The 14,227-nt window shown below is 71.3% G+C and carries 16 protein-coding genes; 9 read left to right on the forward strand and 7 right to left on the reverse strand.

Going from position 1 to position 14,227, the window contains the following annotated elements; all coding sequences use genetic code 11:
- Window positions 1–103: 103 nt before the first annotated feature.
- The gene (locus tag ACIRD8_RS07025) at window positions 104–850 is read right to left on the reverse strand and encodes a SigE family RNA polymerase sigma factor (protein WP_403987356.1); all 747 of its coding nucleotides are present in this window, start codon (window positions 848–850) and stop codon (window positions 104–106) included.
- 181 nt (window positions 851–1,031) lie between these two features.
- Between ACIRD8_RS07025 and afsQ1 the strand changes: the two genes are divergently transcribed.
- The 5 genes from afsQ1 to ACIRD8_RS07050 all read left to right on the forward strand — a co-directional run bounded on the left by afsQ1 (window position 1,032) and on the right by ACIRD8_RS07050 (window position 4,857).
- A complete protein-coding gene (gene afsQ1 / locus ACIRD8_RS07030) occupies window positions 1,032–1,709 on the forward strand; it encodes a two-component system response regulator AfsQ1 (protein WP_015578482.1) in 678 nt (225 codons plus the stop codon).
- Window positions 1,706–3,241 (forward strand): ATP-binding protein, encoded by a 1,536-nt coding sequence (locus ACIRD8_RS07035; protein WP_403987359.1) that lies wholly within the window; start codon window positions 1,706–1,708, stop codon window positions 3,239–3,241. The genes afsQ1 and ACIRD8_RS07035 overlap by 4 nt, the downstream gene beginning before the upstream one ends.
- Entirely contained in the window at window positions 3,241–3,885 is a 645-nt protein-coding gene (locus ACIRD8_RS07040; RefSeq protein ID WP_403988671.1) for a hypothetical protein, read from the forward strand. Before ACIRD8_RS07035 ends, ACIRD8_RS07040 begins: the two co-directional genes overlap by 1 nt.
- Before the next feature lie 106 nt (window positions 3,886–3,991).
- Entirely contained in the window at window positions 3,992–4,561 is a 570-nt protein-coding gene (locus ACIRD8_RS07045) for a VanZ family protein (RefSeq protein WP_403987362.1), read from the forward strand.
- 92 nt (window positions 4,562–4,653) lie between these two features.
- Complete coding sequence (locus tag ACIRD8_RS07050) at window positions 4,654–4,857, forward strand: PspC domain-containing protein (RefSeq protein WP_403987365.1); 204 nt, start codon at window positions 4,654–4,656, stop codon at window positions 4,855–4,857.
- 77 nt (window positions 4,858–4,934) lie between these two features.
- On the opposite strand, the gene ACIRD8_RS07055 is transcribed toward ACIRD8_RS07050, so the two are convergent.
- Complete coding sequence (locus ACIRD8_RS07055; protein ID WP_403987368.1) at window positions 4,935–5,234, reverse strand: hypothetical protein; 300 nt, start codon at window positions 5,232–5,234, stop codon at window positions 4,935–4,937.
- 134 nt (window positions 5,235–5,368) lie between these two features.
- Window positions 5,369–6,523, reverse strand: a complete 1,155-nt coding sequence (locus tag ACIRD8_RS07060) for an adenosine deaminase (protein ID WP_403987371.1) — start codon at window positions 6,521–6,523, stop codon at window positions 5,369–5,371.
- A 103-nt stretch (window positions 6,524–6,626) separates the two neighbouring features.
- Between ACIRD8_RS07060 and ACIRD8_RS07065 the strand changes: the two genes are divergently transcribed.
- The gene (locus tag ACIRD8_RS07065; protein ID WP_403987374.1) at window positions 6,627–7,385 is read left to right on the forward strand and encodes an alpha/beta hydrolase; all 759 of its coding nucleotides are present in this window, start codon (window positions 6,627–6,629) and stop codon (window positions 7,383–7,385) included.
- Window positions 7,386–7,401: 16 nt separating this feature from the next.
- Here ACIRD8_RS07065 and ACIRD8_RS07070 read toward each other — a convergent pair whose 3' ends face one another.
- Window positions 7,402–8,355, reverse strand: coding sequence for a LysR family transcriptional regulator (locus ACIRD8_RS07070; RefSeq protein ID WP_403987377.1), 954 nt, complete (start codon window positions 8,353–8,355; stop codon window positions 7,402–7,404).
- A 62-nt stretch (window positions 8,356–8,417) separates the two neighbouring features.
- Here ACIRD8_RS07070 and ACIRD8_RS07075 point away from each other — a divergent pair, with 62 nt between their 5' ends.
- The 3 genes from ACIRD8_RS07075 to ACIRD8_RS07085 all read left to right on the forward strand — a co-directional run bounded on the left by ACIRD8_RS07075 (window position 8,418) and on the right by ACIRD8_RS07085 (window position 11,636).
- Entirely contained in the window at window positions 8,418–9,746 is a 1,329-nt protein-coding gene (locus ACIRD8_RS07075; RefSeq protein WP_403987380.1) for an MFS transporter, read from the forward strand.
- Window positions 9,747–9,835: 89 nt separating this feature from the next.
- Complete coding sequence (locus tag ACIRD8_RS07080; RefSeq protein WP_403987383.1) at window positions 9,836–10,552, forward strand: L,D-transpeptidase family protein; 717 nt, start codon at window positions 9,836–9,838, stop codon at window positions 10,550–10,552.
- Between the two features lie 97 nt (window positions 10,553–10,649).
- Window positions 10,650–11,636: a sigma-70 family RNA polymerase sigma factor gene (locus tag ACIRD8_RS07085; RefSeq protein ID WP_403987386.1), complete on the forward strand. Its 987-nt coding sequence runs from the start codon at window positions 10,650–10,652 to the stop codon at window positions 11,634–11,636.
- Between the two features lie 136 nt (window positions 11,637–11,772).
- Here ACIRD8_RS07085 and ACIRD8_RS07090 read toward each other — a convergent pair whose 3' ends face one another.
- The 3 genes from ACIRD8_RS07090 to ACIRD8_RS07100 form a co-directional block, all read right to left on the reverse strand.
- Window positions 11,773–12,114, reverse strand: coding sequence for an STAS domain-containing protein (locus ACIRD8_RS07090; protein ID WP_403987388.1), 342 nt, complete (start codon window positions 12,112–12,114; stop codon window positions 11,773–11,775).
- A gap of 20 nt (window positions 12,115–12,134) precedes the next feature.
- The gene (locus ACIRD8_RS07095; protein WP_403987391.1) at window positions 12,135–12,725 is read right to left on the reverse strand and encodes a Uma2 family endonuclease; all 591 of its coding nucleotides are present in this window, start codon (window positions 12,723–12,725) and stop codon (window positions 12,135–12,137) included.
- Between the two features lie 98 nt (window positions 12,726–12,823).
- Window positions 12,824–14,101, reverse strand: coding sequence for a thymidine phosphorylase (locus ACIRD8_RS07100; protein WP_403987394.1), 1,278 nt, complete (start codon window positions 14,099–14,101; stop codon window positions 12,824–12,826).
- Window positions 14,102–14,227: the final 126 nt, after the last annotated feature.

A 14,227-nucleotide genomic window follows, 5' to 3' on the forward strand; every position in this document is an offset into this window, starting at 1 on the left:
CCGCCTCCCCCGAAGCCGCGGCCTTTTCCCCCGTGGTCCCCCCGGACCCCGTTTCCCCCGTGGTCCCCCCCGGACCCCGTTTCCCCCGTGCCCCCCGTAGACCTCAGGCCACCAGCTCGCCGAAGGACTCCTCCTCGTCACGGCCGAAGCTGAGGACCTCGTCCTCGCGCAGCCGGCGGAGCGACCGCCAGATGCTCGACTTCACCGTGCCGACACTGATGTCGAGGATCGACGCGATCTCCGGGTCCGTGCGGCCCTCGTAGTAGCGGAGGACCAGCATCGTGCGCTGGAGTTCCGGCAGCCGTGCGAGCGCCTGCCAGAGCACCGCCCGCAGTTCCGTGCCGCGCATCGCGTCCGTGTCGCCCGCCGTCTCCGGCAGCTCCTCGGTCGGGTATTCGCTGAGCTTGCGCCTGCGCCACGCACTGATGTGCAGGTTGGTCATGGTGCGGCGGAGGTATCCGCCGACGGCCGCCTTGTCGCTGATCCTGTCCCACGCCCGGTACGTCGAGAAGAGGGCGCTCTGCAGCAGGTCCTCGGCCTCGAACCGGTCGCCGGTCAGGTGGTAGGCGGTCGCGTACAGGGAGGCACGGCGCTCCCGGACGTAGGCGGTGAACGCCGCTTCGGCGTCCTCCTGCCGGTCCAGGGGCTTCCGCTCCCCCGAGCCCTCCCCGTACGCGCTTCCCCCGTTTTCCCCCGCGGTCGCGTCGACCATCGTCAGGTACGACGCATGCTGACGCCCGGCGCCACGTGCGCGCCCCCGTCCCCCGACGCCGGACTTCTCCGGGCTCCGCCCGACGTCGTGAAGGCGCGTGACAACTGCGCTTGAGGTGGTGCTGTGCAGTGCGTTCATCTGGCGCCCCCCATCGGTGGAGTCCGTTCGTTCCGTCTGCCAACGAGCTTGCCGGGGCAGTTTCATGGCGCTGTCCCCCGACTGTCACAGGGCTGTCACAGGGCATGTCGGGACTCAAGTCGGCGGATCAAGTCGGGGGGATTGTCGAAACGTGGCACCACCATGGGCCAGAATGGCCCCTGTGCCTTTCCTGTTGCTGATCGAGGACGATGACGCCATCCGCACGGCCCTCGAACTCTCGCTGTCACGCCAGGGCCACCGTGTGGCCACCGCGGCGACGGGAGAGGACGGCCTGGAGCTGCTCCGGGAGCAGCGGCCGGACCTGGTCGTGCTGGATGTGATGCTGCCCGGGATCGACGGGTTCGAGGTGTGCCGGCGTATCCGGCGCACCGACCAACTGCCGATCATTCTGCTGACCGCGCGCAGCGACGACATCGACGTCGTGGTGGGACTGGAGTCCGGCGCGGACGACTATGTGGTGAAACCCGTACAGGGCCGGGTGCTCGACGCCCGTATCCGCGCGGTCCTGCGCCGTGGGGAGAGGGAGTCCACCGACTCCGCGACGTTCGGGAGTGTCGTCATCGACCGTTCGGCGATGACCGTCACGAAGAACGGGGAGGACCTGCAGCTCACGCCGACCGAGCTGCGACTCCTGCTGGAGCTGAGCCGCCGGCCGGGACAGGCGCTGTCCCGGCAGCAGTTGCTGCGCCTGGTGTGGGAGCACGACTATCTCGGTGACTCGCGTCTGGTGGACGCCTGTGTGCAGCGGCTGCGGGCGAAGGTGGAGGACGTGCCGTCCTCGCCGACCCTGATCCGTACCGTGCGGGGCGTGGGTTACCGGCTGGACTCGCCTCAGTGAGCGATTCCGCGAAGCGTTCCATACTCGCGGGTCTTCGCTGGACCAGCCTGCGGCTGCGGCTGCTGATCGTGTTCGTGCTGGTGGCCCTGACGGCGGCGGTGTCCGCGTCGGGCATCGCGTACTGGCTCAACCGCGAGGCGGTCCTGACGCGTACGCAGGACACGGCGCTCGGCGACTTCCGCCGCCAGATGCAGAACCAGGCGGCCTCGCTGCCGTTGCAGCCGACGGCGGTCGATCTGCGGGACGCCGCCGAGCAGATGGCCAGCAGCGGCCCGGGTTACCACGTGCTACTGATAGGCACCCGCGAGGGCAAACCCGTCACCGGGTCCTCCGACCTCGACGCCTTCACCAAGGCCGATGTGCCCGCCTCGCTGCAGAAGCAGGTGAACAAGAAGCAGCCGCTGACGTCCGCCAACACCTTTGAGTACCACCTGTTCTGGCAGCGTACGACGCTGGGCGGCACCCCGTACCTGGTGGCCGGGACGAAGATCATCGGCGGTGGTCCCGCCGGGTACATGCTGAAGTCGCTCGATCCGGAGCGCGAGGACCTCAACTCGCTGGCCTGGTCCCTGGGGATCGCCACCGCGCTGGCCCTCGTCGGCTCGGCCCTCCTCGCCCAGGCGGCGGCGACGACGGTGCTGCGGCCGGTGCAGCGGCTCGGCGACGCGGCCCGCAAACTCGGCGAGGGCAAGCTCGACACCCGTCTCGTGGTCTCCGGCACCGATGAACTCGCCGATCTCTCCCATACGTTCAACAAGGCCGCGAGCTCCCTGGAGAAGAAGGTCGCGGACATGAGCGCGCGGGAGGAGTCGAGCCGCAGGTTCGTCGCCGACATGTCGCACGAGCTGCGCACCCCGCTGACCGCGATCACGGCGGTCGCCGAGGTGCTGGAGGACGAGGCGGACAGCCTGGACCCGATGATCGCTCCGGCGGTGCACCTGGTGGTGAGCGAGACCCGGCGGCTGAACGACCTGGTCGAGAACCTCATGGAGGTCACCCGCTTCGACGCCGGTACGGCCCGCCTCGTCCTGGACACGGTCGACGTCGCCGACCAGGTGACCGCCTGCATCGACGCCCGCGCCTGGCTGGACGCGGTCGATCTGGACGCGGAGCGCGGCATCATGGTGCGGCTCGATCCGCGCCGGCTCGACGTGATCCTGGCGAATCTGATCGGCAACGCGCTCAAGCACGGCGGGTCACCGGTCCGGGTGTCCGTACGGACCGACGAGGACGACCTGGTCATCGAGGTACGCGACCACGGCCCCGGCATCCCCGAGGAGGTCCTGCCCCACGTGTTCGACCGCTTCTACAAGGCGAGCGCCTCCCGCCCGCGCTCCGAGGGCAGTGGGCTCGGCCTGTCGATCGCGGTGGAGAACGCGCACATCCACGGCGGTGACATCACGGCCTCGAACCTGCCGGACGGCGAGGGCGCGGTGTTCGTGCTGCGGCTCCCCCGTGACGCGGAGCGGCTGAGCGGGTCCCAGGGGCCGGACGACGACCCGGACCGTGACGAGAAGGGCGACGCCACGTGATGCGCAGCGAGCGGGCTTACGGCGCACCGCACAGGGGCCGGCGGGGGCCGCGCCGGGCCGTCGCGGCGCTGGCCGCCGTGGTGGCCTGTGCGGCGCTGGCCGGGGGCTGCGGCATCCGCTCCACGTCGGTGCCGGTCGACGCCGGGGCGGCCCCGTCCCGGATGCCGTGCCGGACGGCGTCGGCGGAGGCGACCGCGCCGCCGCCGGGGAACGTCTCCGTACGGGTCTATCTGGTCTGCGCCTCGCAGCTGGTGACGGTGGAACGCTCGGTCGCGGTCGACGAGTCGCGGTCCGGTCGCCTGCTGATCGCGCAGGCGCTCCTCGCCGAGCTGCAGCGGGACCCGGACGCCGCCGAGCGGCGTGCTGGTTTCTCGACCGATGTCCCGGCGGCGCTGCGGGTCACCGATGCCCACAAGGGCGACCCGGAGGGCACGCTGCGCCTCAGCGAGCAGCCGGACGACCTGCCGGCGGAGGCGCTGGCGCAGGTGGTGTGTTCGTACGCGGAGAGCGAGTCGCTCGGCTCCGGGGGGTCGGTGCTGCTCGGCGGTCCCGGCAACTACGCCCCGCGGGGGTATCTGTGCACCTCGGAGACGAAGAGTCTGCCCGGTGAGGTACCCACGCTGGGTGCGGTCGGGCTGTCCTGAGGTTCCGGGGCCGCCCCGCGTCCCTCGGGTGCCGGGGCAGCCGTGCCGCTCGTCACAGAGCTTCCCGGAACCGGACGGAACCGATCCTGCCGGTCGTGGCGTCTTGGTGCACGTGCGTCACAGTTCGGACGGCCCGGCCGTCATCCGCTTCCGTGCGGCGGGGGTATTCCTCCTCCTCGCGCATCTTCTGTTCGTCTGCTGGCTGACGCTGCGCCCGCTGGACGTGCCCTGGGTGACCGCCGCGAACTTCCAGCCGTTCGCCGGGATCAGGGCGGACCTGGCCCTGGGCCCCGCCGAGGCGGTGCGCCGCATCGGTGAGGGTCTTCTGCTGCTGGCACCGCTGGGCATACTGCTGCCGATGGCCGGGGGCAGGCTGCTGGTCTCCCCGTGGGCCTCGCTGGCCCGTACGGTCGCGGCGGGCGCGCTGATGTCGATGGCCATCGAGCTGGCGCAGACGGGGGTGCCCGGCCAGGTCGTCGACGTGGACTCGCTGCTGCTGAACACCACGGGTGTCGCGCTGGCGCATCTGCTGGTCGTCCCGCTGTCGCGGTCGCGGCTGCGCAGGGGCAACCGGGCGGGGGCCGGCGACCTGTCCAGGATCGGGGCGCTGTCGTCCCGGGGTGAGGTCCCTCAGGGGTCCACCCCGACGATTACCAGGGTCGGTATCGCACCGTAGAGCGATGTTTTGTCCTCCTCACCGGGGCCACCATGGAGGTACCGGGGGCACGACGGAGCTGCTCCCCGAAACGGTTCGCGAAGGAGCCCACCATGGCCGCACTTGCCCGCCCGCGTGAAGGACGCATGATCGGTGGAGTGTGCGCAGCGCTGGCACGGCGCTTCGGCACCTCCGCAGGGACGATGCGCATCATCTTCCTCGTCTCCTGCCTGCTCCCCGGCCCTCAGTTCCTGCTCTACCTGGCGCTGTGGGTCCTGCTGCCGTCGGAGAAGAGCCCGGCCGCGACGGCCTGGTGACCGTCCGGACCACGGGGAGAAGCACCTGTGGGGCGCACACCCGGTCCGGGTGTGCGCCCCACATGCGTGTGCGGTGATCAGCCGCCGAACGGCAGGGCACCGGTGAGGCCGCCCGCGGGCAGGCCGCCGAGCAGGTTGGTGCCGGGCGCCGTGAGCTCGCTGCCTCCGCGCTGCTTCTGCTGGTCGAAGAGTCCGCCGGTCGCCTGCTCCACGACGGGCAGCGCGTCGCTGACGGAGTCGAGCGCGACACCGGCGGGCAAGGCGGCCGCGGCGGCGTCGACGGGCAGGGCGACGGCGGAGGCACTGCCCGCGCCGGCGGCGGCGAAAGCGGCACCGAGAGCGGCGACACCGAGGGTCCTGACAGCAGACTGCTTCATGTGAAATTCATCCTTGGGGAAGGGGATGTGAGCGGCTCTGCAACGTAGTCATCCCCGCGCTCCTCCCGCAAACATGCCGAGACACGAAAAACGGCCGGGAGATGGCGCTCCCGGCCGTTTCGCTTTTCGTTCACTCAGCCCGCGAGGGACGAAGACCCACTGGTCACAGCCGTCTGACGGAAGAGCCACTCGGATTTCAGCTCCGCGTACCCGGGCTTCACGACGTCGTTGATCATCGCCAAACGTTCATCGAAAGGAATGAACGCTGATTTCATCGCATTGACTGTGAACCACTGCATGTCGTCGAGCGTGTATCCGAAAGTCTCGGTCAGCCGCTCGAATTCTCCGCTCATGCTCGTCCCGCTCATCAGCCTGTTGTCCGTATTGACGGTGGCGCGGAAATGCAGCTTCCGGAGCAGCCCGATGGGGTGCTCCGCATACGAGGCCGCGGCGCCGGTCTGGAGGTTGGAGGTCGGGCAGAGCTCCAGCGGGATCCGCTTGTCGCGTACGTACGAGGCGAGGCGCCCCAGTGTCACGCTGCCGTCGTCGGCGATCTCGATGTCGTCGATGATGCGGACGCCGTGGCCGAGCCGGTCCGCGCCGCACCACTGCAGGGCCTGCCAGATCGACGGCAGGCCGAAGGCCTCGCCCGCGTGGATGGTGAAGTGGTTGTTCTCCCGCTTGAGGTACTCGAAGGCGTCCAGGTGGCGGGTGGGCGGGTAGCCCGCCTCGGCGCCCGCGATGTCGAAGCCGACGACACCGAGGTCGCGGTAGCGGTTGGCGAGTTCGGCGATCTCCAGCGCGCGGGCGGCGTGCCGCATCGCGGTGAGGAGGGCGCCGACGCGGATGCGGTGGCCGGCGGCGCGGGCGCGGCGCTCACCCTCACGGAATCCCTCGTTGACCGCCTCGACGACCTCTTCGAGGGTCAGGCCGGCGGTGAGGTGTTGCTCGGGCGCGTAGCGCACCTCGGCGTAGACGACACCGTCCTCGGCGAGGTCCTCGGCGCACTCCATGGCCACCCGGAACAGCGCGTCACGGGTCTGCATGACGGCGCAGGTGTGGGCGAACGTCTCCAGATAGCGCTCCAGCGAACCGGAGTCGGCGGCCTCGCGGAACCAGACGCCGAGCTTGTCGGGCTCCGTCTCGGGCAGCGCGTCGTAGCCCTGCTCCAGGGCCAGCTCGACGATGGTGCCGGGGCGCAGCCCACCGTCGAGATGGTCGTGGAGGAGCACCTTGGGCGCACGGCGGATCTGGTCGGGACCGGGGACGTTCAGGGTCTGGCTCGTCATTGGGGCACTGTAGCGCCTACGCGCGTAGAGCGCTGGCCGCCGATGCGTAACAGTGACCGCGAAGCCGGGTGGAATACACCTGGCCTTCTGACACTGTTCTGTCATGCCACAGCGCGCACTTCCCCTGCCTGCCGCCAGGCTGGGACGGGCCGTTCTCACGGCCGGAGCAGCACCCGAGGTCAGCGGCGTCGTCCTGCTGCTCCCGGACGGCGAGACCGACTCGCGGCGCCGTCCCTCCACCCTTTCGTACGCGGCGCAGCTGCCGTTCGCCCGGACCCTGGCCCGCGGCGGCCGGGACGACGGGCTCGCGGTGCACGTCGTGCGCTACCGCACCCGGGGCTGGAACTCCGGCGCGGATCCGGCGGCCGACGCCCACTGGGCGGCCGACGAGGTCGTACGCCGCTACGGGGACATCCCCGTGTGCCTGGTCGGTCACGGCATGGGTGGCCGGGCGGCCCTGCGCGGCGCCGGGCACGCCGCCGTCAACTCCGTCCTGGCGATGGCCCCCTGGCTCCCGGAGGGCACGGATCCCGAACCCGAACCGGTGAGGCATCTGGCGGGCCGCCGGGTCCTGATCGTGCACGGTACGAACGACGCGCGGACCGATCCGGAGCTCTCCTACCGGCTGGCCGAGCGGGCCAAGAAGTCCAACCGGGACACCTGCCGCTTCGAGGTCCACTCGGACGGGCACGCCCTGCGCCAGCACCGGTCCGAGGTGATGGCGCTGGCTTCGGACTTCGTACGGGGATCGCTGTTCGCCCGGTCGTACGCGCGCCCGGTCGCCGACGCGTTCGCCGCTCCGCCGCCGCTGGGGCTGCGGATGCCGCTGGCGGCGGGGTTCGGCCGTTCGCTGCGGCACTGAGCGCCTGCCGGCGGGCTCAGTCCGGCAGCAGGCTGCCCCGGCGTGACAGCAGGAAGCGCTTGAAGGCGGCCACCGGCGGGGTGTCGGGGTGGCCGTCCAGCCAGGCGACCCCGATCTCGCGGGCCGCGCGCGGCGCCGTGACCGTCAGCTCGACCACGCCGGGGCGGGCGACGGCGGGCGGCGGCAGCAGCGCCACCCCGAGGCCGGCGGCGACCAGGCCGCGCAGCGTCTCCGCCTCCTCGCCCTCGAACGCGATCCGCGGGGTGAATCCGGCTTCGGCGCAGAGGTCGTCGGTGATCCGCCGCAGCCCGTAGCCGGGTTCGAGGGTGACGAACGTTTCGTCGGCGGCCTCGGCGAGGCGGATGCGCCGGCGGCCCGCCAGCCGGTGGTCGTCGGGGACCACCAGGCGCAGCCGCTGCTCGTCGAGGCGGCGGGCGACGAGGTCCGGGGCGTCGGGGACGGGCGAGGTGAGGCAGAGGTCGAGGCCGCCCGCCCGCAGCCGTTCGATCATCGCCTCGCCGTAGTTCTGGACGAGCTGGAACCGGACCCGGGGGTGGTCGACGCGGAAGGCGCGGATCAGGGCGGGCACGGTCTCGGAGCCCATGGTGTGCAGGAAGCCGAAGGCGACCTTGCCCGCCGTGGGGTCGGCGTCGGCGCGTACGGAGTCGGCGGCCTTCTCCACCTCGGCCAGCGCGCGTTCGGCCGAGCCGAGGAAGGTGCGGCCGGCGGGGGTGAGCGAGACGGTGCGGCCCCGGCGGGCGAACAGGGCGACGCCCAGGTCCTGTTCCAGCCTCACCATGGCCCGGGACAGCGTGGACTGCGGGACGCCCAGCTCGTGCGCGGCCCGGGTGACGTGCTCGTGCCGGGCCACCGCCTCGAAGTACGCGAGGCGTGGCGCGAGCACGGCCCGGATGTCTTCTTCGTAACTGCTCGGTGACAGCCGTGGCTGTGAGCTGTATTGATGCACCATGGGAACGATTATGAGGGTTTCATGCATTGGACGCATGAAACCTCGCGGTCTACGTTCGCCGTATGCCTCCTGCCAGTACCGGGGCGTCCACCATCGTGCTGGACGCCGCCGTTCCGTCATCCGCCGCCGTCGTCCCTCCGGCCACCGCCGCCGTCTCCGCGGCCGCCCCGGACCGCCTCGCACCCGGTGGTCCCGGCTACCGCCGGATGAGCTTCGCGCTCTTCGCGGCGGGGATCGCGACCTTCGCCCTCCTCTACTCCACCCAGGCCCTGCTGCCCTCCGTCTCCGCGTCCTTCGGCGCGACGGCCGGCCAGGCGAGCTGGACGGTCTCCGCGGCGACGGGCGCCCTGGCCCTGTGTGTCCTGCCGCTGAGCGCTCTCTCCGAGCGCTTCGGGCGGCGCCAGATGATGACGGCCTCGCTGGCGGTGGCCGTGGTGATCGGGCTGCTGGTGCCCTTCGCTCCGTCGCTCGGCTGGCTGATCGCGCTGCGCGCGGTCCAGGGAGCGGCCCTGGCGGGGCTGCCCGCGTCCGCGATGGCGTATCTGGCCGAGGAGGTACGGCCCAAGGCCCTGGTGGCCGCGATCGGCCTGTTCGTGGCGGGCAACAGCATCGGCGGCATGAGCGGCCGCATCCTCGCCGGCTGGGTCGCCCAGCTGTGGGGCTGGCGGATGGCGCTCGGCGCGATCGGGCTGCTCGCCGTGGCCTGCGCGGTGGTCTTCCACCTCATGATCCCCCAGGCCCGGCACTTCAGCCCGGCCTCGCTCAACCCGAAGGCCCTGGCCAGGACCGTCACCGGCCACCTCTCCAACCCGCTGCTGCGCCGGCTGTACGCGATCGGCGCCCTGTTCATGACGGTGTTCGGCGCGGTCTACACGGTGATCGGCTACCGGCTCGTCGAGGCGCCCTTCGGCCTCCCCCAGGGCATCGTCGGTTCGGTCTTCCTGGTCTACCTCGTCGGTACGGTCTCCTCGGCCGCCGCGGGCCGGCTGGTCGCACGGCTGGGCCGCCGGGGCGCGCTCTACCTCGCCGTCTCCACGACGGCCGCGGGCCTGCTGCTCTCGCTGGCCGACCAGCTGGCGGCCGTCCTGGCCGGGCTCGTCCTGATCACGGCCGGCTTCTTCGCCGGGCACGCGGTCGCCTCGTCCTCGGTGAGCCGTACGGCGACGTCGGGCCGCGCCCAGGCCTCGGCGCTCTACCAGTCCGCGTACTACCTGGGCTCCAGCGCGGGCGGCACGCTCGGCGCCGTCGCCTTCCACGCGGGAGGCTGGGCCGGCACGGTCGTGCTGGGGGTCCTGGCGGTCCTCGGCGTCCTGTCGATCACCCTGTTCGGGTCGCGGGCGGCCCGGACGGAGCGGCTCCGCGCCGCGTCCCCGGCAGCCGTGCCGAACTGAGACCTGCCCCCGCACAACCGCTGCTCCCCGACGCACGTCCAACAAGCGGAGTCACACACCGCGGACGACGCGAAGGGGAGCAGGCGTACATGGGAATCATGGGGAAGATACGCGGCGCAGGGGTGCGGCGCGGGGCCGTGCTGTCCGTCGCAGGTCTGGTGGCCGCACCGGCCATCGTCCTGGGCACCGGGACGGCCGCCCAGGCGGCGTCCTGCACGGCGGCGAAGGGGCCGTACCAGAAGCAGGTGGAGAAGTGGCTGGGGCGGACGGCCGACGGTAAGCAGTCGGTGGCCGACTGCAAGGCCATCCGCTCGTTCCAGGTGGGGAAGGGGATCACCCCGGCCATCGGGTACGCGGGCCCGGTCACCTGGCGCACGATGAAGACGATCAACGCGCAGAAGGCCGCGGGTAAGACCCCGAACAAGGCGAAGAAGTGCCCCACGAACAAGGGGCGCATCGCGTGCGTCGACCTGACCAGGCAGCTGAGCTGGATCCAGGACGGGTCCAAGCTGAAGTTCGGCCCGGTGCCGGTGCGCACGGGCCGTAACGGCGCGGAGACGCGGACCGGCGCGAAGAAGATCTACTGGCGCAACATCGACCACTGGTCGACGCTCTACGACGTCCGCATGCCGTACGCCCAGTTCTTCGACGGCGGTCAGGCGTTCCACTCGGTCACCAAGTCCATGTACAACAACCCGGGGTCGGCGGGCTGCGTCAACATGCGCCCGGGGGACGCGAAGTCATACTGGAACCTGTTGAAGAACGGCGACGACGTCTACGTCTACGGACGCAAGCCCGGCACCTGAGCAGCGGTTTCCATGCTTACCGCCCCGGTTGTCAGTGCCCTGCGGTAGCTTCCACAGTGCTGAGTGAGCGGTGTCACAGCGCAACAGGGGTGGAGCGATGAGTGATCAGACAGCGACGGCTGACATCGACAGCCGTCTGGAGGGACACCGGGTCGAGCTGACCGGTTACTGCTACCGGATGCTCGGCTCGGCCTTCGAGGCGGAGGACGCGGTCCAGGACACGCTGGTGCGTGCCTGGCGCAACTTCGACAAGTTCGAGGGCCGTTCCTCGCTGCGCTCCTGGCTGTACCGCATCGCGACGAACGTCTGCCTGGACATGCTGAACGCGGGCAGGAAGCGGGCCAGGCCGGTGGATCTGACCGGCCCGACGCCGCTGGCCCAGGCCGCGCTGAACCCGCTCCCGGAGAACACCTGGCTGGAGCCCATGCCGGACGGGCGCATCCTGCCCTCGGTGGCCGACCCGGCGGAGGCGGCCGTGGCCCGTGAGTCGGTGCGCCTCGCGTTCGTCGCCGCGCTCCAGCATCTGCCGCCCAAGCAGCGGGCGGTGCTGATCCTCCGCGAGGTCCTGGCGTGGAGGGCGAGCGAGGTCGCCGAGCTGCTCGACACCACGGTCGCCTCGGTCAACAGCGCCCTGCAGCGTGCCCGGGCGACGCTCTCCGACACGGAGAGCGCGGCGCCGGACACCTCGAATCCGCTGGACGACGAGCAGCGCAAGCTGCTGGACCGCTATGTGGCGGCGTTCGAGGGGTACGACATGGCGGCGCTGACGGCGCTGCTCCATGAGGACGCCGTGATGACCATGCCGCCGTTCGACCTCTGGCTCCAGGGGCACGACGACATCACCGGCTTCATGCTCAGCATCGGTGCGAGCTGCGCGGGCTCCCGGCTGGTGGCGACCCGGGCCAACGGGACGCCGGCCTTCGCGCACTACAAGCCGGATCCGGACGGGCCGGGCTTCGTGCCGTGGGCGGTGCAGGTCATCGACATCTCGGACGGTGCCATCACGGGGATGCACTGCTTCCTGGACACCCCGCGCTGGTTCCCGCTGTTCGGGCTCCCCGGCCATCTGGATGCCGACGCGTGACGGTGAGAGGTCCGGTGGTGATCGGCTGGGCCCTGTTGGTGGCGGGTGGCTGGGCGGCGACGCTGTGGCTGGGCAAGGCAGGTCTACTGCTCCACCTTCGTGGTGCGTGACCGCGCCACGGCCCGCTGAGCGCCGTTCATTCCGGGGCGGGCCTGAGGTTTCCGACGACCTCGGCCAGCCCCACCAGGTCGAGCAGCGCCCCGAGTTCGGCCGGGACGTTGCGCAGCCGCAGCTCCGCGCCGCCCCTGCGCGCGACGAGCCCCAGCCGGGCTATCGCCTCGACCAGGGCGAGATCGGGGCGCACGACACCGCCCACGTCGCAGTCCACCCCGGCGGCCCCGGGAGCGCGGGCGAGCAGCGCCTCCAGCCGGGCGCAGAGGCCCGGCACATCGGCGCGGGTGATCCGGCCGGTGAGGACGAGGGCGTACGGGGTCACGGCATCCACACCAGGGAGACCGACGGAACCCCCGAAACTCATCGGCCGGGGCGGGGCGGGTCTCAGCTGACGGGGAAGATCCCGGTGTCCACTTCCAGCTTGAACGGCTCGGGGAGGGTGAGTTTGCCGCCGTATTCGACCGCTTCGAGAACCCGGTAGGTGCCGTGGGCGGGATCACCGTAGAGCGTGGCCGTCGGGCGGCCCGAGTGCCAGGGATCCAGCAGCAGGAAGAGCTCGACGCCGGCTTTCGCGTATCCATCGGCCTTCTTCACGCGGTCGTGGTTGGCGTTGGCCTGCGAGGTGATCTCGACGACGAGCAGGGCCTCTTCGGCGGGCACGCGGTTCCCCGGCCCGGTGGCCACCGCGCGCGGCACAACGACGAGATCAGGGATGTAGACGCCCGCCCGCCCTGGCACGGAGACGCCGAGGGTCTGGTAGATCCCCCAGTCCTCCGGGATGACGGAGTACAGCTTGCGCTGAAGCAGCTCCGCAGTGGTGTTGTGGTCCTTGGACGGCGGTGGCGACACGGTGACGATCCCCTCGATGATCTCCACCTTGCAGCCCTCGGGTGCGTCCGTCTCCTCCCAGATCCGGACGAGGTCGTCCCAGTCCTGGCCATGGCCCGGCCCGGGATCGACAGTGAGTGCGCTCATGGCGGTCTCCTCTTATCGGTGCGTCACCGAGTCCAGCATGCCGAACGGGACCGGTGGTGGTCCACCGGTCCCGTTCACCCGAAAGGGAAAGCCGCAGGTCAGGCGATACGTTCCCGCACCACCGGCGTGGCGGTGAAGGGCGTGCCCGCCGGGGCGATGTCGTACGAGCCGGGCAGGGCCTTCAGGGCGTACTCGAACTTCTCGGGGGTGTCCGTGTGCAGGGTCAGCAGCGGCTGGCCCTCGGTCACCGTGTCGCCCGGCTTGGCGTGCAGTTCGACGCCCGCACCGGCCTGCACCGGGTCCTCCTTGCGCGCGCGGCCCGCGCCGAGGCGCCAGGCGGCGACGCCGATGTCGTACGCGTCCAGCCGGGTCAGCACGCCCGAGGACGGGGCGCTGATCACGTGCTGCTCGCGGGCGACGGGGAGCGCGGCGTCCGGGTCGCCGCCCTGGGCGGAGATCATGCGGCGCCACACGTCCATGGCGGAGCCGTCGGCCAGGGCCTTCTCCGGGTCGGCGTCCTTGAGCCCGGCGGCGTCGAGCATCTCGCGGGCGAGTGCCAGGGTCAGGTCGATGACGTCCTGCGGGCCGCCCCCGGCGAGGACCTCGACGGACTCGCGCACCTCCAGGGCGTTGCCCGCGGTCAGGCCGAGCGGGATCGCCATGTCGGTGAGCAGCGCCACCGTCCGTACACCGCTGTCGGTGCCCAACGCGACCATGGTGGAGGCCAGTTCGCGGGCGTCCTCGATCGTCTTCATGAAGGCGCCGGAGCCGACCTTGACGTCCAGGACGAGCGCCCCGGTGCCCTCGGCGATCTTCTTGGACATGATCGAGCTGGCGATCAGCGGGATCGCCTCGACGGTGCCGGTGACGTCGCGCAGCGCGTACAGCTTCTTGTCGGCGGGGGCGAGCCCGTCGCCGGCCGCGCAGATCACCGCGCCGGTGGTGTCCAGGACGTCCAGCATCTCGGCGTTGGAGAGGTGGGCGCGCCAGCCGGGGATGGACTCCAGCTTGTCGAGGGTGCCGCCGGTGTGGCCGAGGCCCCGGCCGCTGAGCTGCGGCACGGCGGCGCCGCAGGCGGCGACCAGCGGGGCGAGCGGCAGGGTGATCTTGTCGCCGACGCCTCCGGTGGAGTGCTTGTCGGTGGTGGGGCGGGAGAGCGCGCCGAAGTCCATCCGCTCGCCGGAGGCGATCATCGCGGCGGTCCAGCGGGCGATCTCGGTGCGGTTCATGCCGTTGAGCAGGATCGCCATGGCCAGTGCGGACATCTGCTCGTCGGCGACCTCGCCGCGGGTGTACGCGTCGATGACCCAGTCGATCTGCTCGGGGCTGAGCTCGCCTCGGTCCCGCTTGGTGCGGATGACGGAGATGGCGTCCATGGGATGGGAGTCCTTCCGGCCGGATGGGTGGGCGAGAGAGTCCTGTTGACTCTACGCGCATAGAGAGGGAACGTTCCGCCGCCGCGTTCCCCGGGCGGGCCGGTCGGGCCCGGCGGGGGAACGCGG

It is taken from the genome of Streptomyces sp. NPDC102451 (genome assembly GCF_044765485.1).
Taxonomy (GTDB): Bacteria; Actinomycetota; Actinomycetes; order Streptomycetales; family Streptomycetaceae; genus Streptomyces.